The organism is Phyllobacterium zundukense (assembly GCF_002764115.1).
In the GTDB taxonomy this organism is placed as follows: Bacteria; Pseudomonadota; Alphaproteobacteria; order Rhizobiales; family Rhizobiaceae; genus Phyllobacterium; species Phyllobacterium zundukense.
This window is the reverse complement of record NZ_CP017940.1, coordinates 241,883-265,478: the sequence shown is the minus strand read 5'-3', so window position 1 is coordinate 265,478 and position 23,596 is coordinate 241,883. Positions and strand designations below refer to the sequence as shown.

The following is a 23,596-nucleotide window of genomic DNA, read 5'->3' as shown; positions in this document are numbered from 1 at the left end:
ATCAAGGAGTTTTCATGTCCAAGCATAAGGTTCTTCTCGCCGGCGAATCGTGGGTATCCACCGCCACCCATATCAAGGGCTTCGACCAGTTCCCCACCGTCACCTACCATACCGGCGCCGACGAATTGCTGAAGGCGCTGAAGGACAGCGACTTCGATGTGAAATTCATGCCCGCGCATGAAGCGCAGCGTGATTTCCCGCAAACGATCGAGGCCTTGTCGGAATACGAGGCGATCATTCTCTCCGATATCGGCGCCAACACGCTGCTGTTGCATCCGGATACCTGGATCCATTCGAAGACGACACCGAACCGCCTGCGTCTTTTGCGCGACTATGTTCGCAACGGCGGTGCGCTGCTGATGTTCGGCGGCTATTACAGCTTCCAGGGCATCAATGGCGGCGCGCGCTATCATAAGACCCCGGTCGAGGAAGTGCTGCCCGTCTCCTGCCTTTCCGTCGATGACCGCGTCGAGGTGCCCGAAGGCTTTACCCCTGTCGTCACCGGCGCCGCCAGCCATCCGATCCTCCGGGGGCTTGGCAAGGATTGGCCGATCTTGCTCGGCTACAATGAGGTCACGGTAAAGGACGGCGCGGAAGTGCTCGCAACCGTTTCGACCGACTACGGCTCCCAGCCGCTGCTCGTAACCGGAACCTATGGCAAGGGCCGCACGCTTGCCTGGACTTCCGACGTCGGGCCGCACTGGCTGCCATCGGACTTCATCGCGTGGAAAGGTTACAAGACTCTGTTCGAACAGATGCTCGCCTGGGCGGTCGCCAAAGCTTGACCCGCAAACCAGTGAACCCGGGCATCAAGATCAATGGTGACCGTCTGCTGGGCAGGCTGGGGCGGTTTGCCAGGATTGGCGCAACGCCGGCGGGCGGCGTCAACCGGCAGGCTCTCTCGCCGGAAGACCGGCTTGCCCGGGCAGAACTGGCGGGGCTGGCCGCAGATCGCGGCTTTGCAGTGTTCCAGGACTCCATGGCCAATCTGTTCATTCGCCGTGAAGGACGCTCGCCCAGCCATCCACCGTTTCTGATTGGCAGCCATCTCGACAGCCAGCCAATGGGTGGGCGCTTTGACGGCGCGCTCGGTACACTTGCGGCCTTCGAAGTGCTGGAATCATTGGATGATGCCGACATCCAGACACCAGTCGCTGTCGAAATGGTTGCCTGGACCAACGAGGAGGGCAGCCGTTTTGCCCCTGGCGCCATGGGTTCAATGGCTTTCGCCTCGCGTGCAATTCCGGCGGAATGGCACACGGTACGATCTTCGGACGGCAAATTGCTGAAGGATGAACTGACCGACACGCTCGCTGCGCTCCCGCACGCTCGGATGCGCCGGCTTGGTACCCCGGTTTCGGGTTATCTTGAGCTGCACATCGAACAGGGTCCCTCGCTCGAGCGGGAGAATATCCCGATAGGCATCGTCCATGGCATTCAGGGAACCCGCTGGCTCGAAGTTGTGGTTACAGGGCAAACAGCGCATGCCGGAACCACGCAACTGTCCTTCCGCCGCGATCCCCTTGTCGCGGCCACTGAAGCGCTTCAAACGCTCTATAATTCGGTCATGCCGAACGATGAACAGGCGCGGCTGACCATCGGCCGGATTTCGGTGGAGCCGGCATCGATCAATGCCATCCCTGGCAAGGTTTCGTTCAGCGTTGACCTCCGCCACCCGGATGCACAGGAGCTGGCGCGGCTGGAAAACCAGGTGCAGGCAATCTGCGAAGAAAAGGCCGTGGGGCATGGCTGCGAGGCAACGGTCCGCCGCACCTTCGACATGCCTCCAGCGCAGTTCGCTCCACCCCTGTTGCAGGCGGTGGAGCAGGCGGCTACTCGCCTTGGCATCGCCTATAAACCGATGCTGTCAGGTGCTTTTCACGACGCGCTGTTTCTCGCGCGCGTTACCGACGCCGCAATGATCTTCGTACCCTGCCGCGATGGCCTGAGCCATAATGAAGCGGAATATGTGGAGCCTGAGCACGCGGTCCTCGGCGCGCAGATGCTCCTGGAATCGACGCTGATTGCTCTCGATGGTATCTAGTGCTCGTTCAGTTTCTTGAGGTAGATCGACAGGAGCTGGGTTTGCGACGAGATACCCAGCTTGCGATAGACATTGCGCCGATGCACCTTCACTGTTCCGGTCGCGATATTCAGCCTTAACCCGATCGATTCCGATGAATGCCCCTGGAGCACCAGTTCGATGATCGCCGCTTCGCGGTCGGTGAGATTGAGGTCGCGCCAGACCGTATCGGCCGCATTCAGCTTGACCTTTCGCCGCCCCCGCCCTTGCTTGGCCACGGCGGCATCGAAAAGATGGCCAATATCGGAGCAATATTGCCGGACAAGCGTTGCGACCAGCGGGTCGGCCTTGCGCAGCAGCGAGAACTCCTGAGCCGGAAACGGGCCCGTCTCGCCTCGCCGCATCAATGACAGCACGATCGTGATGTCGTTCCCGACCGGAACGAAGAAGCCGATTTCTTCGGCAAGGCCGGTCTGCACATAATAGGTACGGTAATACTCGCTCGAAAAGAACCGGTCAGGCGCGAGTTCGCGCATGCGCCAGACACCGGGTTTGGGAGCACGCGCCGTGTGGTAGAAAGGATCGAGCAGATAAGGCCCTGCCTGATACAGGCTGACGAAAATCACATGCTCCGCCGAATCGAAAGTGCTGTAGAGATCGATGGGGCGCTCATTGCCGCGATAAGCGAACACGACGATGTAGTCGAACTTCACCAGCGCACGCATGGCCTGGCCGAAGAGGTCGCCAAATTCCCGCGGCGCTAACGACGATTTGCCTACGAACTGGCGGAATGCATCGAACAGCGTTTCAACGTCGACGCTCATTGTCCTCCCCCTCGTGCCGGCCCACGATTTTCCCCACTGCAGCATACACCTTACATTGGTATTTTCCGGTTGAAATACCTCTTTCGGGGTATATACCGCGCAGCCGCTTGTTGACTAGGTTGTCAGGAATGACGGTGGCAAGAAGGCAGCGAAGACTGCCTCTGTTAACTCAAGCCGCAGGGGACCAACGTGACATCCGCTTCAACGAACGACATCGAGTTCCGGTCGGTCAGCAAATCCTATGGCGCCGTGACCGCCGTCTCCGACATCAATCTTCAGGTACCCAAGGGCGCGTTCGTTGCGCTGCTTGGCCCCTCCGGCTGCGGCAAGACCACCTGCCTGCGCATGATCGGTGGTTTCGAGCAGCCCACAACTGGCGAAGTTTTGATCAATGGCCAGCCGATGAACGGTGTCCCGGCCTACCGCCGCCCGGTCAATATGGTGTTTCAGCAATACGCGCTTTTCCCGCATTTCGATGTCGAGCAGAACGTCTCCTATGGCCTTAGACAAGCACGTCCCAGGATCAATGCCAGGGAAATATCCCGCCGCGCCAACGAAGCGCTGGAGATGGTCCGGCTCGGAGGGTTCGGCAAGCGCCGTATCCACGAAATGTCCGGCGGACAGCAGCAGCGCGTGGCGCTGGCGCGCGCGCTGGTGAACAAACCTTCGGTCCTGCTTCTCGATGAACCGCTTGCAGCGCTCGACAAGAAATTGCGCACCGCCATGCAGATCGAATTGCAGACGCTGCAGCGGGAACTGGGCATCACCTTCGTCTTGGTAACGCATGACCAGGAGGAAGCCCTGTCGATGAGCGATCTTGTCTGTGTGATGAATGCCGGTCGCATCGTCCAGCTCGCAGCACCGCGGGAGGTCTATGATCACCCATCGGATCTCTTCGTGGCCGATTTCGTCGGCAAGACCAATCGCATTGCCGCAACCGTCGAAACAGACGGTTCCACACTGCGCCTTGCCGATGGCAGCGCGCTGTCGATACCCGGCAGAGAAGGTCTCAAATCAGGCTCCGCCATTCTGGCGCTCCGCCCCGAAGCGATCAGCCTGCACCGGCAGAACGGCTCGGCCTCCGGCAAGCTTTCCGGCATCGTCACCCACCGCATCTTCCTCGGGTCGTCCGCCGAATACTCCGTTGCCGTCGAGGGGCTTGGCGATTTCCTTGTCACCGCCGACCGGCGCGATCTCGCCGACGGCGATCTCGTCGAACCGAATGAAAGGGTCGTTCTGAATTTCGACCCCGGTGCTGCACACATCTTTCCGGCTTGAACACTACCAAAAACAAAGGGAACATCTTCATGTCTAAGTCATACAAAGAGAATGCCCCAATTTCCGCCGAACGACTGATGGATGAACTGATGCGCCTCAAGCGCGGATCGGTCACCCGCCGCCATTTCCTCGGCGTTACCGGCCTTGGCCTTGCATCGGCTGTACTGGCGCGTGAGACCGGCCTGTTCACAACACCGGCCTTTGCCGAAGATCTCGGCAAGCAGATGTCGATCGCCACATGGCCGAACTACCATGACCCTGCGACCTTCGAAGCCTTCACCGCAGCGACCGGCGTTGCCGTCGAGGTCAATGTCTTCGGTTCGAACGAGGAAATGCTGGCCAAGCTGCAGGCCGGCGGTACGGGCTGGGATCTGTTCGTGCCGACCAACTACACGATCTCGACCTATGTCAAACTTGGCCTTATCGACCCGCTCGATATGGCGAAAGTGCCGAACTACAACGCTTCGACGGAAACAGCGCGCTTCACCGCCGAAGGCGTGGTCGGCGGTACGACCTATGCGGTACCGAAAAACTGGGGAACCACCGGCATCGCCCTCAACTCAACGAAGATCAAGACACCCGTGACGAGTTGGAAGGACTTCTTCGAGGTAGCGCAGGGAGAGGCCGACGGGCGCGTCATGGTGCACGATTATCAGCTGACGACGATCGGCAATGCACTCGTCTCGCTCGGTTACTCCTTCAATTCGGTCAAGCCCGAAGAGCTCGCCAAGGCGGAAGAGCTGCTCATCAAGGTCAAGCCGCACCTCTATGCCATCAATAGCGACTACCAGCCGGGGATGCGTGCCGGGGATGCGTGGATGACCATGTGCTGGACCAATGACGGCGCACAGCTGAACCGGGACGTTCCGGAAATCAAGTTCATCCTCGGCAAGGATGGCGGCGAAATCTGGTCCGACTTCTATGCCATTCCGAAAAGCGCTGCCAACAAACCTGCCGGCTATGCCCTGCTGAACTATCTGATGGACCCGGCCAATGCCGTGAAGGAGCATATCGCCAATGGTGCTCCGACGACCGACAGCCGCGTGCTTTCGCTCCTGCCAAAGGAAGTCACCTCCAACACCATCGTCTATCCGCCGGACGCCGAGCTGACGCCGCTGGAATTCGGCGCTGCCGTCACGCTCACCGATCCGGCACGCGCCGAAGTCATGGCACGCTTCAAGTCCGCCTGACGAAACACCCCGGCCTCCTCTCGCCGCAGCTGGCGAGGGGAGGCGCGGCATCGATCATCAAAGAGACCCCAGATGGCATTGGCATTAAACACAAAACGAGGGATGGTAACGGCGGCGCTTGTCGCGCCGGCCGTGGCGTGGCTGTTCATCTTTCTTGTGCTGCCATTTATCGCCATGCTGGTCTTTTCCGTCGGCGAGCGCGCGCCCGAAGGGGGTTATCAGCCCGCCTTCACCTTCGCCCAGTTCGCCAATCTTCCAGCCCGCTCCGCTGCCTTCCGGAATACCCTCATTCTTGCACCGATCGGCTCCTTCGTCTGTCTCATCGTCGCCTACCCGGTCGCCTATTATCTGGCGGTCAAGGCCAGCCCCCGTTACCGGCTGCTCCTCGTATCCCTTGTCGTCGTTCCATTCTGGACGAGCCTGCTGGTGCGCACCTATGCGTGGATGTATCTCCTCGGCTCCCGTGGCATTCCTCACCTTCTGGGCATGATCGGCTTCGAGGACGTCCGCATTCTCAATACGCCCGGCGCCGTGCTTCTCGGCATCGTCTATGGCTATCTGCCGCTGATGATCATGCCGATCTATGTCAGCCTCGAAAAGCTTGACCGGCGCCTGCTCGAAGCCTCCGCCGATCTCGGCGCCAAGCCGGTCTCCACCTTTTTCAGCGTGACATTGCCGCTTTCCCTGCCCGGCGTCATGACCGGGCTGGCGCTCGTCACCATCCTTCTGCTCGGCGAATATCTGATCCCGCAGCTGCTCGGCGGCGGCAAGGTGTTCTTCATCGGCAATGCGCTTGTGGATCTCTTCCTGCAATCGCGCAATTGGCCATTCGGCTCGGCGATCGCCGTCACACTCGTGGTCGTCGTGGTCTTCGTGCTTTTGATCGCCATGCGGATCGCCTGGAAGATAGCCGGAACAAGACAGGTGGATCTCGTCTGATGCGTGCCTTTATTTCAGCCGTCTACCTGTTCCTCTATGCGCCTATTGCGCTTGTGGTGCTGTTTTCCTTCAATGCCGGCCGCAATGCCAGCGAGTTCACCGGCTTTTCGACCATGTGGTATGGCAAGGCGCTCGGTAATACCTTCCTCGTGGCTGCGCTGCAGAACAGCCTGCTCATCGCCCTGACCAGCGCGACGCTCGCCGCCATATTCGGCACAATGGCAGCACTTGGCATGGAGCGGCTACGCCCTCGCTCCCGCGCCGTGCTTGATGGCCTGTTTGCCGCCGCCATCGTCGTACCGGGTGTCGTCATCGGCATTGCCACGCTGGTCGCGCTGGTGGAAGTGTTCTCGTTCATGAACCCGGTTCTGGCCTCGCTATGGCCTGGTGAAAACCCGCCGCAACTTGGTCTCGGCTATGGATCCATCGTCGCCGCCCACGGCCTCTTTTCGATGGCGCTGGTGACGATGATCGTCAAGGCCCGCATCGCCAGCCTTGGCCGGGACATTGTCGAGGCTTCCGGCGATCTCTACGCAACACCGCTGACCACATTCAGGCTTGTCGTGCTGCCGCAGATACTTCCCTCGGTGCTTGCAGGCTTCCTCCTCTCCTTTACCTTTTCCTTCGATGATTTCATCATCGCCTTTTTCGTTGCGGGCTCGAAGACAACCTTGCCGATCTATGTCTTCGCTTCGATCCGCCGGGGCGTCACGCCGGAAATCAACGCCATCGCCACACTGGTCCTTGTCGCTTCGCTGATGATGATCCTGATTGCACGCATCCTGATGCGTGAGAAAAAACCAACAAACTGACACAGGAAACACCCATGATCCTCAGAGATCGCGTTGCTATCGTCACCGGAGCAGGCTCCGGAATCGGTCAGGCCGGCGCCGCCATTCTCGCGCGTGAAGGCGCCCATGTGATCGTCGCCGACCAAAATGCGCAGAGCGCGGCGAACACCGTCGATCGAATCTCCAGGGCGGGTGGAAATGCGGAACCGATGGTCGTCGACGTCACCGACGATCATGCGCTCGAAGCCGGGATATCCTCCATCATCACCCGGCATCGCCGCATCGATATTCTGCACAACCATGCCGGCGCGCAGGTCGCTGGCGATCTTGAGCAGGTGGCCGTCGAGGGGTTCGACCGGTCGTGGAGCTTGAATGTTCGCGCGCATTTCATGGCGGCACGCATGGTCATGCCGGTGATGAAGGCTGCGGGACGCGGCGTCATCCTCAACACCTCGTCATCGTCTGGTGTGCTCTACGATCGCGAGATGATCGCTTACACCACAACCAAGCATGCCGTCATTGCCATGACACGGCAGATGGCCGGTGATTATGCGAAATTCGGGATCCGCGTGAATGCCCTTTGCCCCGGCTGGGTGGATACGCCTTTCAACGAACCCTTCATCGGCCAGATGGGCGGGCGCGACGCGATCGAAGCCTATGTCCGCCAGCAGGTACCGCTGGGACGCTGGGCCAGCGTCGATGAAATCGCTGAATCGATCCTGTTTCTGGTGTCGGACCGCTCGTCCTATATCACCGGGCAGGCGCTTGTGGTGGATGGCGGCGAGACGGTAGTCTGAAATAGCTGCGTCAGGCTAACGCTTCAGCCTGCGCGATCCGCTGCATGAACCGTGGCGGTTGACCAAAAGCCCGCAGGAAGGCGCGGCGCATCCGCTCGCGGTCACCGAAGCCGACGTCGCGGGCGATCGTATCGATCGGAATCCGGCCGGACTCGATCATCAGCCGTGCCGCCTCGACCCGCAGGTTCTCGATTGCCTTGGCTGGTGATTGCCCGGTTTCCGCATGGAATGCCCGGTTGAACTGGCGCGGACTGAGATGCGCCACTTCCGCCAATTGCTCGACCGACAATTCCTTGTGCAGATTCTCCCTGGCATAGGCGAGAGTGGTCTGGATGCGGTCTGATTTCGGGTTGAGCTCGAGCAGCGCCGAATACTGCGATTGCCCGCCCGCGCGGCGATGATAAACCACAAGCTTTTTCGCCACCGACTTTGCGATCTCGACGCCCAGATCCTTTTCGACCAGCGCTAGGGCCATATCGATGCCGGATGTCATCCCCGCGGAGGTCCACACGGGGCCATCGATGATGAAGATGCGGTCCTCCTCCATCTTCACCTTCGGATAGGTGCGCTGGAAATCCCGTGCATGGAACCAGTGCGTCGTCGCGCGGCGTCCGTCGAGCAACCCCGCCTCGGCAAGGATGAAGGCGCCGGTACAGATCGAGCCGATACGCCGCGATCTTGGCGCAACACTTCGAATGAAGGCAAGGATGGCGGGCGATACCGGTTCGACGAAATTATTGCCGACGACCAGCACCGTGTCGAACAACACATCGCTGAAAGGCACGGTCTCGACTGAAAACCCCGCGGATGTGGTGACTGGACCGCCGTCTTCAGAAAGCAGGCTGATTTCGTAGACCGGCTTGTCGAAAGCCAGATTGGCAAACTCGAAAACAGTCGTGGCGGCAAGGTCCAGAACCTGGAACCCGGGGAAAACGATGATCCCAATGTGCTTCATCGCAAGACTCCATGAACGTCCTAAAAGGTGGCACATATGACATTTATGCCATCTTCATACGCTTGTAGAGTGCTCCTCGTCAATAGCAATTAACGGAGCAGCGAAATGTCCATTACGTCAAACAAGGGCACAGCCCTCATTACAGGCGCCTCGTCCGGCATCGGAGCGATCTATGCCGATCGGCTTGCCCGGCGCGGTTATGATCTCATCCTTGTCGCCCGCAACCGCGACCGGCTCGACAGCCTCGCCTCGCGACTGACCACTGAAACCGGCCGGACGGTGGAGGTGGTGGCCGCGGACCTTGGCGCGAGCGAAGGCATAGCACGCGTCGAGGAAATTCTTCGAACGGACGCCAGCATCACCATGCTCGTCAACAATGCGGGCGTCGGCGCTACCGCTCCACTCCTGCAGTCCGACCCGGGCAAAATGGATGCAATGATCACATTGAACGTCGTGGCACTGACCCGTCTTACCGAGGCGGTGGCACCCAAGTTCGTCGGGCGTGGTACCGGAACCATCATCAATATCGCTTCGATCGTCGCCGTTGCCCCCGAAAGGCTCAACGGCGTCTATGGTGGCACCAAGGCCTTCGTCCTTGCCTTCAGCCAGTCGCTTCACCATGAACTTGCCGACAAGGGCGTGCGAATCCAGGTCGTCCTTCCCGGCGCCACGAGCACGGAATTCTGGGATATCGCAGGCCTGCCGGTGAGCAATTTGCCCGAAGCCATTGTGATGTCGGCATCAGACATGGTCGACGCTGCACTTGCCGGTCTCGATCAAGGCGAACTTGTAACAATCCCGTCCTTGCCGGATATCGCCGACTGGAATACCTTCGAAGCCGCCCGCCAGGCGCTCGGTCCGAACCTGTCGCACAGCCGCCCAGCAGAGCGTCTGCTGGCTAGCTGACCGCTGCTTCAGGAAGCATCAGACACGGCATCGATTACGTGAAACCTCAAGGAGAAATGCGCGAATGTGCATTTCTCCTTGAACGCGATCACGCGGTGAGGAATTGATTACAGCATCTCAAGCGACTGCTTCCGCCTTGGCGGGGGAAAAGCCTTTTCGAGAATGGCAAGGTGCTCAGCAGTCAGGCGCAGATCGAGCGCGCTGCGATTTTGCCGGATGTGTGTCGTCGTACTCGATTTTGGAATGGCTATGACGCCATCATGCCTGAGGACAAACGCCAGAGCCACGGCTGCCGGTGTGGCCCCGGTATCTTTTGCGACCTGTGCAAGTGACGGGTGGTCGAGCATGCGGCCCTGCTCGATCGGCGAATAGGCCATGATCGGAATTTTTCGCGACCGGCACCATGGCATTAGGTCATATTCCACGCCGCGTCGGGTCAGATTATAGAGAACCTGATTGGTTGCCACAGCCTCTCCGCCGTCGATGCATTCCAGTTCTTCCAGATCGCCGGTATCGAAATTGCTGACACCCCAGTACCGGATTTTCCCGTCCCGGATCAGGTCTTCGAAAGCCGCGACTGTATCTTCAAGCGGATATCCACCACGCCAATGCAGGAGATAGAGATCGATTGTCTCGCACTTCAAGCGCTTCAGGCTGCGCTCGCAGGCAAGCAGGGTACCTCTTCGTGATGCGTTGGATGGCAGGACCTTGCTTACCAGGAAGACCCCGTCGCGGCGCCCGCTGATCGCTTCCGCAACCACTTCCTCTGCACCACCATTTGCATACATTTCCGCCGTATCGATCAGGGTCATGCCAAGATCGAGACCAAAGCGCAGTGCATCCACCTCGTGCTGAAACTGATGCCCGTTCTCGCCCATGTACCAGGTGCCCTGGCCAAGCACAGGAACCATGTCACCGGAAGGGAGCGCTGTTGATCTCATTTCTGCGTGGTTCATCATGACCCGCCCCGCAATGCCGTTTCGAGACGGGTTCTCGCCTCGGGACGCCAGACCAATTCCGAATCGTAGTCGCCCTCGTAGGCGGGAATACCGTCGGGCAACGCAATCCAGGCGTGCTTTGTCGCAGTAAAACAATGAACGTCAGGCGGCAGCTGGCTGGCGTCATCAAGCGTGCCGACACAGACAATCGGAACTGCCTCGCCGAGCAGTGAATGATTGCTCCACAGCGCCACGAAACAGCGCGGGCACCGGTAAATTATCTGACCCGCGGGGAAGGCGGACGGCGTTTGAACCCCCTGAGGCTCACCGTCGCCGATCAGCGTGAGGCGGTCCGCTTCGATCATCGCATTGACCGCGAATGCCGAACCGGTCATGCGTTGACAATAGCGGCAGTGGCAACCGTGAACGACAATGGGCGCAGTTTCCAGGCGATAACGCACATGGCCGCAGGCACAACCGCCAACGAGCTCATTTGAATTTTGGGAATCTTGGGACATGGGTGATCAACCTCCGGGTATCAGTCCAGCATTGATCATTATTTCATGCAAGGGGCTCGATCCGGCCCCCGACTATTCGCTGCTTCTCATTTCGGCAAGTTTTTCCGCCGCGGCAGCTGCAAGATTATTGAATATGTTGTCGAGATCCTCGGCGACCTGATAATAGGACTCCGGCAGATCATCCAGTTCCATCTTTTCGAGGATTTCTTCCATGCTCTGCGCATGGTTTTCGAGAAATGTGTAGAGCTCTGTCGCCTGGTCTAGCGTCAATGGTTCATGCGTGAGCATGTGCGGAATCTTCTTTCCCAACATCACCGCCAATTCGTTCTTTTCGCGCAGAACCTCCAACCAGTTCGCCACCCGTTTTTTCTCCCTCCCCTTCAAGACTCGCAGAGGACCGGACAGACTTCAACTAATCCTTTCTGCTTAAATAGGGTCTTCAACTTACAATAGAAATATTGTATTGTGCAGTGCGTAATAATCTATTCGCACGTGCGAAGTGTTTTGCGGCAGGATGTTTGGCCTTATTCCAGGAGCGCTTGATGATATCGAAATTGCTGCAACACATCGTCGATACCGACACGGCAACACTCCCGTCGGGTGATACAAATGCTGTGAGTGTCAGGCCAGGCGGGCGAACCAGTACCCATACCACCGTCGTCACCCACTTCGAACTGGCGAGAACGCTGGAGCGTGCAAACCGGCGTTTTGCGTCATTTCTGCAGGCTGAAATGACCCGGCGCGGCGTGCAGGAAATTGGCCCTGCCCACGCCATGCTTTTGCTGACTATCGGCAATGACGAGCTTTCGGTCGGCCAGCTGATGGATCGCGGCCCCTATGGCGGCACCAATCTATCCTACTATCTCAAGCAGCTTGGCGAATGTGGATATATTGAACGCATCCCTTTGGCGCGCGACAGGAGAACCGCACGCATTCGCCTGTCCGAAAAGGCACGCCAACTCTGCAGCGACCTGACGGAGGTTGCGGCGAAGTATCATCGTCTTGTTGCCGGCGATCCCGAAAATATGCGCAACATGGAAGTCGCATTCGAAACCCTCGACCGGCTTGAGCGGGCCTGGGCAACAGCTGCCATTTTCGGCGCCCCCGGCGAACGGTAACAATAACGACTGCCGTAGCCTTCACGAGCCACGGCCAGATGACGCTGATGCGGTTTCGTCCTTCGAGCTTCGCCCGGTAAAGGCCCCTATCGGCACGCGCAAAAACTTCGTGGACACTGGATCCCTATCACGAATCGGATTCGCTTGGACCCGCCCCTATAATAAATCAGTTGGGCAATTTGTGGTTCCAAGGGCAGCGTCTCGCTGCGTAGCCGTATATTCGCGGCCGCTCCATTTCCGGAACCAGAACCATTGCGTATCGTTGCCGCCGTGGAACCTATCTCGGAGTTTGGTGATGAAAAGCAAATTCGACAAAATCATAATGGCAGGCGCAGTGATTGGCTTTTGCGTGACCACTGACGCCATGGCGGCATCCATCAAGGAACTGCAGGGCGCCTGGACGATGGACGGCACGGAATGTGCGGACACGTTCAAGAAGGTCGGCAAGACGATCGAGTTCAAGGACCGGACAGCATCGACATCGACAGGATTGCTTGTCACCGGAAGCCGGATTGCCGGGGCGAACGCAACATGTACCACCCAGAGTGTCCGCAAGCAGAAAGACCGCCTTTCCGCGAACCTGAATTGCGTCGATTCAATGGTGGAGAACAGCCAGACGGTTACCTTCAAGATCGTCGATAGCAAGACGTTCCAACGGTTCGACCCGTTTGGCGACAACATGTATATCACCTATCACAAGTGTGACATGTGAGTATCGACGGCCCCGTCGTTTGATGTTCCCTCCGGGGCCGGTTTGTCCAGCTTGATCGGCTCGTCAGAAATGCATGACGACGCCGAAGATCGGGCCCTGTTCAACGATGTCCATGACGAAACCGTCACTGCTATAGTCGACACCAAGCGCCCGGTAGCCCACAACGGCGGAGACCTTGTCGTTGAAACTGTAGCCGATGCCGCCTGCGACATCCCAGTCGACGTTGGCTCCGCCACCGCCAACCAGCCCCCAGCCTGTAAAATACACTTTGTCGGTAATGGAATATTTGGCTCGCACGCCCGCCAGACCGTCGACCCAGGTGGCACTATCACTCCGGCTGACGCCGTCAAGGATGCCGCCGCTGAACGAAATGTTGGTGCTGGAATGCCAGACCCTCGCGCCTGCAACGAGATCGAGATGGCCCCTGTCGTCCTGCAGTACCGCATAGCCGGCGCCGATCAAGCCGGCAAATGTCTCCGTCGAAACGTCGACGTGGTCGGCAACGATCCCCCTTGGCGTACCTGAGCCGCTCGAAATCTTCGAGTACATGATGTCGGCAAAAATGCTGTAGCGGTCATAACGGGCCTCGCCAATCGCCATGGCGCCGAAGTCAAGATCATCCAGGATATCGGCAAAGTCCATATCGGTATGCACTGTCGGCAAACCGAACAGGCCGGTATCACCAGACATGCCCGCCGCCCAGAAGTAAGGACTGACGGCAAAGGTCCATCCCTCCCTCTCGGTCTGCTTGAGTTCAGGCGCCATCGGCGAAGCGATGTCGGCAGCCTGGCCCGCGCTTGCGGCCAAAAGGCCAACTGCCAGCACTGATGCAAAGGCAATAGAGTGTTTCATGGCTGTTCCCCCAATTTTGATTGTCGCAATCAATCCTCGACAGGCTCCCACGACTGGTCCGGATTGAACGACCTTATCTGCTTAACCGTCTTGTCGGTACCTGGTCCCAAATCTTTTTCATACACAGTACCATGATGACTGACGACGAATGTCTTGATGCCGGTCTCGCCATATATCGCCGGCCAGGCGATCAGCGCGTGTCCTGCGATCATGTTGCCGTTGATGACGAAATCATATTTGCCGCCGGCGATATTGCTGCCCTGGGCTCTGAGGATGCGGTAGCGGTAACCGAAATAGCCGCGGTCTGACGTCGCGGCAGCTTCGATCTTGGCGTCGTCTCCGAAACTGCCGGCAGGGCTTTCCTCACCATCGGCTGATTTCCAGTAGAGACCTTCCTGTTTTCCTTCGCCACTGACGGTCTTCTGCGCGAATTCGAGGACATCATCACCATCGTGATCGTCCTGCGCATAGGCAGTTTGAGCGAGGACGTAGTTGCGGCATGTCCGCATTGCCTCGTTTTCGTTCTCGCCGATCCGCCGCGCCAAAATCTCCTCTAGCCCTTTTTGCGTATCAAACTGCCAGCCAGCGTCGTTCTTGACCAGGGGAAACGGGAATGGCCAGGCAAGATTGCCGAGAATGATTTCCTTGCTGCCATCTTCCCTGTCTTTCAGTTCGGCGCGCTCCCCGGAAGCCTTCTGGAGGTCGGCCAGCCGGTCGTCGAAGTCGTCGGACTTCTTCGCAGCTTCGGCGTTCAGGCCAAGGATCTTGGCCAGACCGCCGACATCCTTCGCGCCGAGATCCTTCTTCAGAGCCTCCAATGCCTCCGCCGGTTCCTTGAAGGTTTCGGACTTTGCGCCAATAAAACGCTGAAGCGAAGGCTCCGCCGCAAGCGAGAGAGACGATGCCGCGATCGAAAGAAATGCGGAAGCGAGAAGTATTTTCAAAATTGAGCGGTACATATTCGAAATCCCTTCACAAGGAATGGTGGTGGCATCTGATTGGTCAGCGACGGCCTCCCCGGCCTCCGCCGCCTCTACCTCCGCCGCCTCTGCCTCCGCCGCCGCCCTGGAACCTGGCACCGCCGCCACCGCCCTGGACTCTGGCACGCCCTCCGCCACCCAGGCTGGCATTACCGCGCCGCGACGAGGCGCGGGTATCGCGTCCGGAACCATAATTGCCCAAGGCACTTGGCTGCCTCGGGCGGTTATCGACGCGGCCGGCCGGCTTTTGACGCGGCCGGTCCGGTCGCTTGGCATTGGGTCTGTCCCGGTTAGGCCGGTTGACTCCTGCGCCTTGTCCGATGTTGCGGTTGCCCGCCGCTGCTCCTTGCCCGATATCGCGATTGCCTGGACGATTCGCACCTTGGCCAGGACGATTGCCGCCGTCCCTTTGCCTCAGTTGGTTCTGCACATCGCGGCGTACGTCGCTGCTCTGGATTCTTGTTCCTACGGCGGCGCCAGCGGCACCCGCGAGACCTGCCCCCGCAAGCCCGCCAAGATTGCCGAACTGGCCGTCGCTCTTCAAATCGAGCCGGTTTCCCCTGTTCTCGCGAATGTTGTTCGTGATGGAATCCCGGTCGAAATTGAATTTACTGCCATCGAAATTGAGGTTGTTGATATTGTTCTTGTCAAAGTGGAAGTCATTGCGATTGATTTCACCGATGTCGATGTCGACGTCGTCGCCCCCCCATGAGTGCCAGTTGTCCCAGTCGATAGCCGCGCCAAAGACCGCGCCGGTGATAAAACCCGACCAATAGGGCGCATAGGGGTAATAGTATGAAGGATAAGGATCGCCATACACGATCGGCGACGTCGCCACATAAGTCGGGCTGGTCAGGATGACGGGGTCATATGTCGGAACGTACGTCACTTCCTTCTTGGCGGGACGAATGACGACGTTGTTGTCCACTGTCTCTACAACAACCTTGTCATCCGATTTGATGACATCATTGTCCACTGCCTTGTCACGTAGTTCCTGTATCGCCACAAGCACGTCTTTTTGCTGATTGACGACTGCCTCGCCCAACTGTTCCGTCCAGTCGAGATCGTCGTTCATCATTGTTAGAACTGTTGGATAGTTGAGAAGCGATATGACGCTTCCGTCCCATGATGGATCGGGTTTCGCATCAGGCTTGGCTTTTGCCTGATCCAGGAACCGCGCTGCCTGGACGATCTGCAAAGGATTGAGCGCGGCGGAAAGCACGAGCGCCACAAGATCGTCGGGGTAAAGCGCGATGCGCGCGGTCAGCGTTTCAAGCTCTGCCGCAGTCAGCAGAGTCGGCGCCGGTGCTGCTGGCGCGGGGGCTGCCGGTGCCGTTGCAGCAGGCGCAGTCTGCGTTTGTGTCCATGCCTGCATTCCGGGCCCGCACATCAGCAGCGCAGCCGAAGCCACGACGGCAATCGTCTTCTGGTGCAATGACATTTCAGCGTCTCCTCAAAAAATTCCGCTTCCCAGCGACGTGCTTCTACCGGAGAACCTCCGTTGGTCGCTTCCCTTGCCTCACACTTTTTCCAGCGATAGCACCGTTCCTGCCTGATCGATCAGGCAGGTCGAACGCTGGCCCTTGGCCTCAAGGATGATCTGGTACTTCCCGCCATCAACGGCGGCTGAGCTCACCGGAAGCGCCGATGCGTGATCGCCGCCAAACTTTGTCGCTGCAGCGCTCGAACAAGCCAGCTGCAGATCGGCTGGTGCCGTTTGCATCGTATTTCTTGTCATGTTTTCGGGCGTCGGGCTCGATTGGCATCCCGCGAGGGCCACCGAACCTGCCGCCAATGCGAAGGGCAATATTGTTTTCAAGTTCCACACCGGTTTGCAAAGCATCATTTCCCCCTGACTTTGCGCTTAAACACCCTTGTAGAGTGATGCGCCCTGCATGAGCACGATCACCTTGGCTCCAACCTGGATCTGCGACGCAAGGTCGACAATGTCGTCATTGTTCATCCTGATGCAGCCTGACGAAACGTTGAGGCCGATCGACCATGGTTCGGGCGTGCCGTGAATGCGATAGATAGTATCCTGGTCGCCCTCGTAGAGATAAAGCGCACGCGCGCCGAGTGGATTGTCGGGACCGCCCGGCATTCCGCCGGCGAATTTCACGGCGTTGGGATCACGCGCCACCATTTCGGCCGGCGGCGTCCATGTTGGCCATTCCGCTATGCGGCCAACTCGCACGATCCCGGCCCAGCCAAAACCGTCACGGCCGACGCCGATGCCATATCGTACCGCCTGGCCTCCGCCCTTCACGAGGTAGAGAAAATGCTGATTGCCGTCGATGATGATGGTTCCGGGCTTTTCTGCCGTCCGGAATGGCACAATTTGCTTGCGGAACGCCTCGGGTACCTGCCCGTTGGCCGCATAATATTTGCGGGCCTTCTTGCTGTCATAGGCGGTCCACGTGCGCGTTTTCGTGTCGTAGATCTGCGTTTTCGGGACCTGCGCCAGGCCTATGCCGGCCACGCAAACTGCAAACAGTCCCGCCAGAGCCAATCCGGCAATTCGCTTCGTGTTGTCAGGGAAACTCGATTTCGGCTTCATTGGCCTCTCCCCTTCAACCAGTTGCTGACACGGTCGCCGTGCTTGTCCACCCAGGCCGCCGCATAATCCGCCGGCGGCTGGCGGTCGACTTCGACTGCGTAGGACATCTCGGTGATTTCATCCGGGGTGAAGTCGATGCTTTCAAGGAATTTGGTGACTTCAGGCTTTCGGGCAGCCAGCGCCTTGGCGTAAGCGATATGGAAATGCGCCTTGTCCCAGGCCACGGGCGCACTCGACTTCGTCAGCCAATTCGGGTCGTCCGCAGGAAGCACGACATGCCACTTGGCAGCGTCGTATGCAGGCTCGTCAAGCTTGACGATGTCATGCAGCTTGAAAACGACATGCGGGCTGTAACAGGCAAATATGATCGGTTTGTCGGTAGCCTCGGCAGCATCGACCGCCGCCATGCCCATTTCTTCGGGCATTTCCAGCAAGCGCATGGTTTTGGCATAGCCATAACTGTTTGCACGGATGCGCTCGATCGCCGTCGATGACCAGGTTTCCGCGCCGATCCACATTTCCCCCTGGCCATCGCCATCGGTATCGAAGGCAGCGGTCTTCTTCGGATCGAGGAGATCGGCGATCGCATGGATGCCGGTTTTCTCGACCGTCTGCTTCGTGGCGCAAACCCCTTGCCAGGCGGACACACCCATGTCGGCGATCTGCACTGGGCCGTCCTTGCCGGCATATCTGTCGACCAGAGAATTGAGGTTCGGCAGCCATACTTCCGGATGGATATCGACTTCCCCGGAAGCAAGACCGGCAAAGGCGTTCATCGTACCCATCTCGCGGACCTCGACGTCAAGGCCGAAGTTCTTGTTCAGGGCTGTCTTGATGATGTTTGCAGTGACCTGGCCGGAAGGCCAGTTCGGCATCGCCACAACGAGTTCGGCAGCCGCCGTTGTCCCTGCCTGCCCCATATATGCCAGAAACATCAAGGCCGTCAGTCGGCCAATCATCCTCGTCCCATGGCGGTTCTCGGTCTTCGCAAAGGCTTGCAAATACCGGTCCCCGAACAATCGTCGCGCCATCAGCTGCACTCCCGCTTGATCCGTTACGGCATTAGCGGACAATGGGATCGTTACCGGAAGTACGTAACAGTTAATTTTTGCCGCAAGCCGCTTTCCAGTGTAGGAGTGAACTGTCCAGCTTCGAGCACGACAGGATTGAATTGAGACGTTTCGGGCCGGACGGCAAGTGGGGGCGGCTATGACACGAATTCTGATTGCGGATGACCACGAGATCGTCCGCCAAGGCGTCAAGGCGATCCTATCGAAACGGGAGCGCTGGGAAATTGTCGGCGAAGCTGCCGATGGACGTGACGCCGTCGAACAGGCGCGGCTGACTCAACCTGAAATCGCGATCCTCGACTATGCCTTGCCCTATATCAACGGCGTGGAAGCGGCCCGGCAAATTCGGCTCAACAGCCCCAAGACCGAAGTTCTGATCTTTACACAGCATGACAACGAGGCCTTGCTGCGCAACATCCTCGAGGCGGGTGTCCAGGGGTATCTGCTCAAGTCGGATGCAACGCAGTACCTCGTCCAGGCCGTCGAGGCATTGGAGTACCACCAGCCGTTCTTCACAAAGACGGTGTCGGACATACTGGTATCGTCATATCTCGCAAAAGCCGGTGGTGCACAGAGCGTTCTCACATCACGCGAGACTGCCGTCGTTAAACTGATCGCCGAGGGACACAGCAACAAGGAATCCGCGGCGATCCTTGGCCTCAGTGAAAAAACCGTCGAGAGCCACCGATCGGCTGCCATGCGCAAACTCGATGCCAAATCAACCGCCGCGCTCGTTCGGTATGCGATCCGAAACCGGCTCATCGAGGCATGACCTGTCGAAAGCGTTAACATGAAGCATCACTCTTCCGGAGCAATCTCGTCCCCCGGGCTTCAACGCTTCGGCATTCCCGCCCTCCTGCTGTTCGCCCTTGTGCTGGGTGGATGCGCCGGCCATGCCAGGGGTGTCATGGCACCCGTCCTCCTTACTGGCGCGACTGGAGGTTCGAAGGTTGACATGCTCGTTGTAACGAGCCGCGTGCCCTCGGACGATCCGGCTACCTTGTTCACCGGCGAACGCAGCCCTCGCCCATATTTGAACGAAATCACCGTTTCGATCCCATCCGGCGCCAAACGCAAATCAGGCACCGTCCAGTGGCCAAAGAGGTTGCCGCCCAATCCGGAGACCGAATTCGCCGTTACCAGCGTGAACCAGCTCAATTCCGTCGAAGAAGGCCGGACCTGGTTCCGGCAGCATGCCGGCGGCGGTCATGCATTGGTGTTCGTGCACGGTTTCAACAACCGCTACGAGGATTCGGTTTTCCGCTTTGCCCAGATCGTCCATGATTCTGGCGCGAAAGTCGCACCGATCCTTTTCACCTGGCCGTCGCGGGCGAGTGTTTTCGATTATAATTACGACAAGGAGAGCACCAATTATTCGCGGGTCGCCTTCGAGCAGACCTTGCGAACGCTGGCCAAGGACCCGGATGTCAAGGACATCACCGTCATGGCACATTCCATGGGCACATGGCTCGCGATGGAATCCTTGCGGCAGATGGCCATCCGCGACGGCAAGGTAGCGTCCAAGATAGACAACGTCATTCTCGCCTCGCCCGACATCGATGTTGACGTGTTCGCACGCCAGTTTACGGAAATGGGCGACAAACGCCCGCAATTTACGATCTTCGTCTCCCAGGATGACAAGGCGCTCGCCGCCTCCCGCTTCATTTCGGGCGACGTTCAGCGGCTTGGGGCGATCAATCCAGCCGAGGAACCCTATCGCACCCAACTTGAAAGGGCTGGCATCACTGTGATCGACCTGACCAAGGTCAAGAGCGGGGACAGGCTCAACCATGGCAAGTTCGCCGAAAGCCCGGAGGTCGTGCAGCTCATCGGCCAGCGCCTCGTAACGGGCCAGACCCTGACCGATTCCAATGTATCGCTGGGTCAGGGCATCACTGCCGTGGTCGCAGGAACGGTCAATACGGTCGGCAAGGTTGCAGCGACGACTGTGGCCGCGCCCTTGACAGTCCTCGAACAGCCGAAGCGGGTGCCAAAGAAAACCGAGCTCGGCGCAACCTTGGGAAGCAAGACCCCGTCAAGCGAACTGAGCTATTGAGCAGTGCAATGGCGGGCAATCCCAACGACGCCAAGCCCTTTCTCATTGCGCGTGGTGGCCCATTCTACGATCTGCAGCGGAAAGCGAAACTGGTCGGCGCCAAGGACCTCAATCCGGTTGGTCGCCGCCGAAGACAAGGTTTCGGACGATGATGAGATTGCGGATCCTGCCAAGTTCTACGAGGCCGCCAAGAAGCTCTCGCCAATGCTTGTGACCCGTGCGACCCTTGTCCCGGTATCGGCAGCGGCGCTGTTGCCATTCGCGGCCGCCGGCGTGACGCAGCTTCCCCTCAAGGAGCTCGTTCCTGTGCTGAAGCATCTGCTGCTGCTTTGAAACACGTACGGACTATCCGCCCTTTGCTCCGGTATTGACCGCATCGGCGTGTTCTGCCAGCCGTTCAACAAGCATCGAATAGGCGACGTAATATTTGTAGATGTTGCTGACGTACTGAACCGTTTCCCGGCCGACAATTGCCGCAGCTGAGTTCTCGACATTGCCGAACCACACATTCGGATTGAGGCCCATCTCCGTGGCCTTTTGCCGAAATTTGTTCAGATTGCCCGGGCCGGCATTGTATGCCGCAAATGCCAGCAGCTGGCGGTCCTTTTGATTCACACCCGGTTCGTCGATATAGGTGTCCATTAGATACCGCATATATTTGGATCCCGCTTCGACATTACGGTCTTCGTCCTTGTCTATGCCCTCGATACCTACTGATTTGTCTTTCGCCGTCGCCGGCAGGAGCTGCATGATACCAACAGCCCCTCGCGGGCTGCGCACGCTTTGGTCGAGTTTGGATTCCTGGTAGCCCTGGGCCATCAGCATCAAATAATCGAAGGAATAGGTCTTGCCATGCTTGCGGAAGATTTCGACCAGCCGCTTGAACTTTTCGACATTGTCGCCTGAGTAGGCGCGCTGCAGAATCCTGTCGCTCTTGAAATATTTCTCCCGCAGGATATTGCCGAATGCCGTTCCGACGCGATGAGCGGCGATGAACGCGTTCAGCTCTTTCATGAGCTGGGGACTGTTCTTGCGGATTGCCCACGCAATCTGGCCGTCCGTGGCAACAGCGATATCCTCGTGGACCTTGATATCGGTGAAAATCGTCGACCAGATCATCGCCTTGTATTTGTCGACGATGGTGTAGTGCAACACATCGGCATTGACCATTTCGAGGAGATCCTCGTCCTCCAGATTCTCGTCCATGATCCGAAGCTTGATTTCGTCCTTTCCGCGGCTTTTGAAATCGGCGTTGAGCTTGGTCAGGTGCTCGTAGTAGCTGCTCGTCTCACGCACCGCGATTTCCTTGCCCGCGAGATCGTCGAGACCGAGGAGCACTACGTCCTCCGATGAAGGCCCCGTGATGAGGACTTCGCTTGCCTTGTCGCAAATGGGAATGGTGAAATCCACCTGTTCGAGCCGTTCTGGTGTCACCGTCATATTTGCCATGACGATATCGCCGAGCCCTTCGTTGAGTGCCGCCATCAACCGGTCCCGGCCAGTCGGGACGAAAGCGACGTGGATGCGATCGATCTCCTTCTTTATGCCGGTGTTAAAGGCAGTTTCCAGCGCAGTCCCGAATTCGACCGCCGTGCCATACTGCCTGCCCTGGTCGATGAAATAGATCGTCTTGCTGTACGGCACGAGGATGCGGACCAGCCGCCGCTGTTTCATGCCATCGAAGTCGAGAATGTGCGAGGTAACAAGCGGTCTTTCCTGCGCATGCGCCATGCCGGTAGCCAGGCATGAAATCAACGTCAACCCCAGTATGAAAGCGCGAAAAACCAACGGCCTGTACGACATGACACTGTCCCCCGCTTACCCCCGCAATCATGCCGGCGTGAGAGCCCGGACGAGGCCGGAATTGTCCGGCTTCGCGGTGGGTGCAAGGGAGCGAATCCGTCAGCCTCCAGTCCCGTCCGGGCGGGGCAATCCGGGGGGAGGACGCTCCCGTTTGCCCACTGAGAGGCTGATCCAAAACAGGCGGGACGTCAAAGATGTTACGGTAACATATCCCTATAATTCATGCGCAGATTTACCGTTCTCATGCCGCCTTCGGTTTATTTGGAAATTTCCGCTTCAGGAAACTTCCATGTCCCATTGGTGACCTCTTCGTGCGGCCGATAGAGACGCACCATATAGTTCCAGCCGGGGGTTGTTGGCAGGCAGTTGACGATCTTGCCGTTACAGCCGCCGAACTGAATAGCGTAAGAACCATCTTCGCCGGGTTTTGCCGTTAGGTTGTTGAGTGTGTACGCGTCATATTTGTTCTTCTCGTAATACCCCTTGGCATTGTAGACGCTGACCGACCAGAATCCATCGACAGGCACGTCTTTGACGCTGAGCTTATAAATTGACTTTCCGTCGTTCTTCTCGGGTACAAAGTTAAGATAGGTGGCATCCTTGGGCGGGTTTGCGCCCCATGCCGATGCGGCGCCGACGAGGCGCTGTACCGGGTCGACCTGTTCCTTGGTGCCAAAAGCTTTGCTGGTATCAGTTACTGTGGTGGCAAGTACGAGCAAAGCTTCTCGTACCTTCTTCTGACTGACGGGATCCCAATTCGGTATTTCGAATTTTCCAGGACCGCCAGGCTGCTCAACTTTGATGGCATCCTGTAAAGCATGCACTTGTTTGACATCCGCCGGGTCGGCCGGGTTAACAAGGGTTCGCACCCCCACGAGCACATACCGAGTACCAATATTTTCCTTGGTGATTGTGTGCGTGTCCGTACCGTAGATTGCGGGTGGCGTATATTGGTCCTCACTGAGGAGCTGTATCGACATAAAGCGCTTGCCAGCGTCGGGCAGGGTGATCTTGACTGGGCCGGCATCAAGATCAAAAACCCCCGCTGAGTACAGCGTATCGCGATTTAAGCGAATGACATTTTGATCGTGGATTGGAGATAGTTCTCTATGATGCTCAAGCCTGCCGAGACCTTTCTCCTTGACGGCAACTGCGCTGAAATAAAGGTCGCTTTCCGCGCGGATAAAATTTTCCACTGTTACCGGCACGGTATCGGCCGCAATCGCATATGCCGAAACTGCGGAAATTGCGAGGGTAAGAACGAGGGTGCTCTTTTGCATGGAAATGGC

General features: G+C 58.3%; 26 protein-coding genes. 13 read left to right on the top strand and 13 right to left on the bottom strand.

Annotation, left to right across the window (positions count from 1 at the left end; translation table 11 throughout):
- Positions 1 to 14: 14 nt before the first annotated feature.
- Both BLM14_RS01305 and BLM14_RS01300 read left to right on the top strand, forming a co-directional pair.
- The gene (locus tag BLM14_RS01305) at positions 15 to 785 is read left to right on the top strand and encodes a glutamine amidotransferase (RefSeq protein ID WP_099997748.1); all 771 of its coding nucleotides are present in this window, start codon (positions 15 to 17) and stop codon (positions 783 to 785) included.
- Positions 782 to 2,044 carry a Zn-dependent hydrolase gene (locus BLM14_RS01300; protein ID WP_237143432.1) on the top strand — a complete coding sequence of 421 codons (1,263 nt, stop codon included), beginning with the start codon at positions 782 to 784 and terminating at the stop codon, positions 2,042 to 2,044. The genes BLM14_RS01305 and BLM14_RS01300 overlap by 4 nt, the downstream gene beginning before the upstream one ends.
- On the opposite strand, the gene BLM14_RS01295 is transcribed toward BLM14_RS01300, so the two are convergent.
- Positions 2,041 to 2,847 (bottom strand): helix-turn-helix domain-containing protein, encoded by an 807-nt coding sequence (locus tag BLM14_RS01295; RefSeq protein ID WP_099997747.1) that lies wholly within the window; start codon positions 2,845 to 2,847, stop codon positions 2,041 to 2,043. The two genes, BLM14_RS01300 and BLM14_RS01295, sit on opposite strands and share 4 nt — an antisense overlap.
- 189 nt (positions 2,848 to 3,036) lie before the next feature.
- Here BLM14_RS01295 and BLM14_RS01290 point away from each other — a divergent pair, with 189 nt between their 5' ends.
- The 5 genes from BLM14_RS01290 to BLM14_RS01270 all read left to right on the top strand — a co-directional run bounded on the left by BLM14_RS01290 (position 3,037) and on the right by BLM14_RS01270 (position 7,842).
- Positions 3,037 to 4,125, top strand: a complete 1,089-nt coding sequence (locus BLM14_RS01290) for an ABC transporter ATP-binding protein (protein WP_099997746.1) — start codon at positions 3,037 to 3,039, stop codon at positions 4,123 to 4,125.
- Between the two features lie 29 nt (positions 4,126 to 4,154).
- Positions 4,155 to 5,315 (top strand): polyamine ABC transporter substrate-binding protein, encoded by a 1,161-nt coding sequence (locus tag BLM14_RS01285; protein WP_099997745.1) that lies wholly within the window; start codon positions 4,155 to 4,157, stop codon positions 5,313 to 5,315.
- 72 nt (positions 5,316 to 5,387) lie between these two features.
- Positions 5,388 to 6,254: an ABC transporter permease gene (locus BLM14_RS01280; protein ID WP_099997744.1), complete on the top strand. Its 867-nt coding sequence runs from the start codon at positions 5,388 to 5,390 to the stop codon at positions 6,252 to 6,254.
- Positions 6,254 to 7,066 carry an ABC transporter permease gene (locus tag BLM14_RS01275; protein ID WP_099997743.1) on the top strand — a complete coding sequence of 271 codons (813 nt, stop codon included), beginning with the start codon at positions 6,254 to 6,256 and terminating at the stop codon, positions 7,064 to 7,066. Before BLM14_RS01280 ends, BLM14_RS01275 begins: the two co-directional genes overlap by 1 nt.
- A gap of 14 nt (positions 7,067 to 7,080) precedes the next feature.
- Positions 7,081 to 7,842 (top strand): SDR family NAD(P)-dependent oxidoreductase, encoded by a 762-nt coding sequence (locus tag BLM14_RS01270; RefSeq protein ID WP_099997742.1) that lies wholly within the window; start codon positions 7,081 to 7,083, stop codon positions 7,840 to 7,842.
- A 10-nt stretch (positions 7,843 to 7,852) separates the two neighbouring features.
- Here BLM14_RS01270 and BLM14_RS01265 read toward each other — a convergent pair whose 3' ends face one another.
- Positions 7,853 to 8,797 (bottom strand): GlxA family transcriptional regulator, encoded by a 945-nt coding sequence (locus BLM14_RS01265; RefSeq protein ID WP_099997741.1) that lies wholly within the window; start codon positions 8,795 to 8,797, stop codon positions 7,853 to 7,855.
- A 105-nt stretch (positions 8,798 to 8,902) separates the two neighbouring features.
- On the opposite strand from BLM14_RS01265, the gene BLM14_RS01260 reads away from it, so the two are divergent.
- Positions 8,903 to 9,703, top strand: a complete 801-nt coding sequence (locus BLM14_RS01260) for an SDR family NAD(P)-dependent oxidoreductase (protein WP_099997740.1) — start codon at positions 8,903 to 8,905, stop codon at positions 9,701 to 9,703.
- 107 nt (positions 9,704 to 9,810) lie between these two features.
- On the opposite strand, the gene BLM14_RS01255 is transcribed toward BLM14_RS01260, so the two are convergent.
- From BLM14_RS01255 to BLM14_RS01245, 3 genes are all read right to left on the bottom strand, one after another.
- Positions 9,811 to 10,644 (bottom strand): aldo/keto reductase, encoded by an 834-nt coding sequence (locus BLM14_RS01255; RefSeq protein ID WP_100000968.1) that lies wholly within the window; start codon positions 10,642 to 10,644, stop codon positions 9,811 to 9,813.
- Positions 10,645 to 10,658: 14 nt separating this feature from the next.
- The gene (locus BLM14_RS01250; protein WP_099997739.1) at positions 10,659 to 11,159 is read right to left on the bottom strand and encodes a GFA family protein; all 501 of its coding nucleotides are present in this window, start codon (positions 11,157 to 11,159) and stop codon (positions 10,659 to 10,661) included.
- A gap of 72 nt (positions 11,160 to 11,231) precedes the next feature.
- Positions 11,232 to 11,519, bottom strand: a complete 288-nt coding sequence (locus BLM14_RS01245; protein WP_099997738.1) for a hypothetical protein — start codon at positions 11,517 to 11,519, stop codon at positions 11,232 to 11,234.
- A gap of 182 nt (positions 11,520 to 11,701) precedes the next feature.
- Between BLM14_RS01245 and BLM14_RS01240 the strand changes: the two genes are divergently transcribed.
- Complete coding sequence (locus tag BLM14_RS01240) at positions 11,702 to 12,277, top strand: MarR family transcriptional regulator (protein ID WP_099997737.1); 576 nt, start codon at positions 11,702 to 11,704, stop codon at positions 12,275 to 12,277.
- Positions 12,278 to 12,572: 295 nt separating this feature from the next.
- The gene (locus BLM14_RS01235) at positions 12,573 to 12,989 is read left to right on the top strand and encodes a hypothetical protein (protein WP_099997736.1); all 417 of its coding nucleotides are present in this window, start codon (positions 12,573 to 12,575) and stop codon (positions 12,987 to 12,989) included.
- 63 nt (positions 12,990 to 13,052) lie between these two features.
- On the opposite strand, the gene BLM14_RS01230 is transcribed toward BLM14_RS01235, so the two are convergent.
- The 6 genes from BLM14_RS01230 to BLM14_RS01205 all read right to left on the bottom strand — a co-directional run bounded on the left by BLM14_RS01230 (position 13,053) and on the right by BLM14_RS01205 (position 18,409).
- Positions 13,053 to 13,841, bottom strand: a complete 789-nt coding sequence (locus tag BLM14_RS01230; RefSeq protein WP_099997735.1) for a DUF481 domain-containing protein — start codon at positions 13,839 to 13,841, stop codon at positions 13,053 to 13,055.
- Positions 13,842 to 13,870: 29 nt separating this feature from the next.
- Entirely contained in the window at positions 13,871 to 14,800 is a 930-nt protein-coding gene (locus BLM14_RS01225; protein WP_099997734.1) for a DUF2950 family protein, read from the bottom strand.
- Positions 14,801 to 14,843: 43 nt separating this feature from the next.
- Positions 14,844 to 16,262, bottom strand: coding sequence for a DUF3300 domain-containing protein (locus BLM14_RS01220; protein ID WP_099997733.1), 1,419 nt, complete (start codon positions 16,260 to 16,262; stop codon positions 14,844 to 14,846).
- Positions 16,263 to 16,340: 78 nt separating this feature from the next.
- Complete coding sequence (locus BLM14_RS31670) at positions 16,341 to 16,544, bottom strand: hypothetical protein (protein ID WP_237143431.1); 204 nt, start codon at positions 16,542 to 16,544, stop codon at positions 16,341 to 16,343.
- Positions 16,545 to 16,685: 141 nt separating this feature from the next.
- Positions 16,686 to 17,378, bottom strand: a complete 693-nt coding sequence (locus BLM14_RS01210) for a L,D-transpeptidase (protein WP_099997731.1) — start codon at positions 17,376 to 17,378, stop codon at positions 16,686 to 16,688.
- Complete coding sequence (locus tag BLM14_RS01205; RefSeq protein ID WP_335672072.1) at positions 17,375 to 18,409, bottom strand: ABC transporter substrate-binding protein; 1,035 nt, start codon at positions 18,407 to 18,409, stop codon at positions 17,375 to 17,377. Before BLM14_RS01205 ends, BLM14_RS01210 begins: the two co-directional genes overlap by 4 nt.
- 178 nt (positions 18,410 to 18,587) lie before the next feature.
- Between BLM14_RS01205 and BLM14_RS01200 the strand changes: the two genes are divergently transcribed.
- The 3 genes from BLM14_RS01200 (at position 18,588) to BLM14_RS01190 (ending at position 20,837) form a co-directional block, all read left to right on the top strand.
- Entirely contained in the window at positions 18,588 to 19,220 is a 633-nt protein-coding gene (locus BLM14_RS01200) for a response regulator (protein ID WP_204251978.1), read from the top strand.
- An 18-nt stretch (positions 19,221 to 19,238) separates the two neighbouring features.
- A complete protein-coding gene (locus tag BLM14_RS01195; RefSeq protein ID WP_099997729.1) occupies positions 19,239 to 20,504 on the top strand; it encodes an alpha/beta hydrolase in 1,266 nt (421 codons plus the stop codon).
- A 117-nt stretch (positions 20,505 to 20,621) separates the two neighbouring features.
- Positions 20,622 to 20,837: a hypothetical protein gene (locus BLM14_RS01190; protein WP_099997728.1), complete on the top strand. Its 216-nt coding sequence runs from the start codon at positions 20,622 to 20,624 to the stop codon at positions 20,835 to 20,837.
- A gap of 12 nt (positions 20,838 to 20,849) precedes the next feature.
- On the opposite strand, the gene BLM14_RS01185 is transcribed toward BLM14_RS01190, so the two are convergent.
- Both BLM14_RS01185 and BLM14_RS01180 read right to left on the bottom strand, forming a co-directional pair.
- On the bottom strand, positions 20,850 to 22,307 hold the full coding sequence (locus tag BLM14_RS01185) for an MltF family protein (protein WP_099997727.1): 1,458 nt from the start codon (positions 22,305 to 22,307) through the stop codon (positions 20,850 to 20,852).
- A 257-nt stretch (positions 22,308 to 22,564) separates the two neighbouring features.
- Complete coding sequence (locus BLM14_RS01180; protein WP_099997726.1) at positions 22,565 to 23,587, bottom strand: DUF1254 domain-containing protein; 1,023 nt, start codon at positions 23,585 to 23,587, stop codon at positions 22,565 to 22,567.
- Positions 23,588 to 23,596 lie beyond the last annotated feature (9 nt).

Coding starts and splice junctions, on each gene's coding strand:
- BLM14_RS01305 (WP_099997748.1), top strand. CDS start 15: ATGTCCAAGCATAAGGTTCTTCTCGCCGGCGAATCGTGGGTATCCACC.
- BLM14_RS01240 (WP_099997737.1), top strand. CDS start 11,702: ATGATATCGAAATTGCTGCAACACATCGTCGATACCGACACGGCAACA.
- BLM14_RS01285 (WP_099997745.1), top strand. CDS start 4,155: ATGTCTAAGTCATACAAAGAGAATGCCCCAATTTCCGCCGAACGACTG.
- BLM14_RS01265 (WP_099997741.1), bottom strand. CDS start 8,797: ATGAAGCACATTGGGATCATCGTTTTCCCCGGGTTCCAGGTTCTGGAC.
- BLM14_RS01275 (WP_099997743.1), top strand. CDS start 6,254: ATGCGTGCCTTTATTTCAGCCGTCTACCTGTTCCTCTATGCGCCTATT.
- BLM14_RS01255 (WP_100000968.1), bottom strand. CDS start 10,644: ATGAGATCAACAGCGCTCCCTTCCGGTGACATGGTTCCTGTGCTTGGC.
- BLM14_RS01250 (WP_099997739.1), bottom strand. CDS start 11,159: ATGTCCCAAGATTCCCAAAATTCAAATGAGCTCGTTGGCGGTTGTGCC.
- BLM14_RS01230 (WP_099997735.1), bottom strand. CDS start 13,841: ATGAAACACTCTATTGCCTTTGCATCAGTGCTGGCAGTTGGCCTTTTG.
- BLM14_RS01180 (WP_099997726.1), bottom strand. CDS start 23,587: ATGCAAAAGAGCACCCTCGTTCTTACCCTCGCAATTTCCGCAGTTTCG.
- BLM14_RS31670 (WP_237143431.1), bottom strand. CDS start 16,544: ATGCAAACGGCACCAGCCGATCTGCAGCTGGCTTGTTCGAGCGCTGCA.
- BLM14_RS01225 (WP_099997734.1), bottom strand. CDS start 14,800: ATGTACCGCTCAATTTTGAAAATACTTCTCGCTTCCGCATTTCTTTCG.
- BLM14_RS01185 (WP_099997727.1), bottom strand. CDS start 22,307: ATGTCGTACAGGCCGTTGGTTTTTCGCGCTTTCATACTGGGGTTGACG.
- BLM14_RS01210 (WP_099997731.1), bottom strand. CDS start 17,378: ATGAAGCCGAAATCGAGTTTCCCTGACAACACGAAGCGAATTGCCGGA.
- BLM14_RS01280 (WP_099997744.1), top strand. CDS start 5,388: ATGGCATTGGCATTAAACACAAAACGAGGGATGGTAACGGCGGCGCTT.
- BLM14_RS01295 (WP_099997747.1), bottom strand. CDS start 2,847: ATGAGCGTCGACGTTGAAACGCTGTTCGATGCATTCCGCCAGTTCGTA.
- BLM14_RS01220 (WP_099997733.1), bottom strand. CDS start 16,262: ATGTCATTGCACCAGAAGACGATTGCCGTCGTGGCTTCGGCTGCGCTG.
- BLM14_RS01200 (WP_204251978.1), top strand. CDS start 18,588: ATGACACGAATTCTGATTGCGGATGACCACGAGATCGTCCGCCAAGGC.
- BLM14_RS01195 (WP_099997729.1), top strand. CDS start 19,239: ATGAAGCATCACTCTTCCGGAGCAATCTCGTCCCCCGGGCTTCAACGC.
- BLM14_RS01235 (WP_099997736.1), top strand. CDS start 12,573: ATGAAAAGCAAATTCGACAAAATCATAATGGCAGGCGCAGTGATTGGC.
- BLM14_RS01270 (WP_099997742.1), top strand. CDS start 7,081: ATGATCCTCAGAGATCGCGTTGCTATCGTCACCGGAGCAGGCTCCGGA.
- BLM14_RS01260 (WP_099997740.1), top strand. CDS start 8,903: ATGTCCATTACGTCAAACAAGGGCACAGCCCTCATTACAGGCGCCTCG.
- BLM14_RS01205 (WP_335672072.1), bottom strand. CDS start 18,409: ATGGCGCGACGATTGTTCGGGGACCGGTATTTGCAAGCCTTTGCGAAG.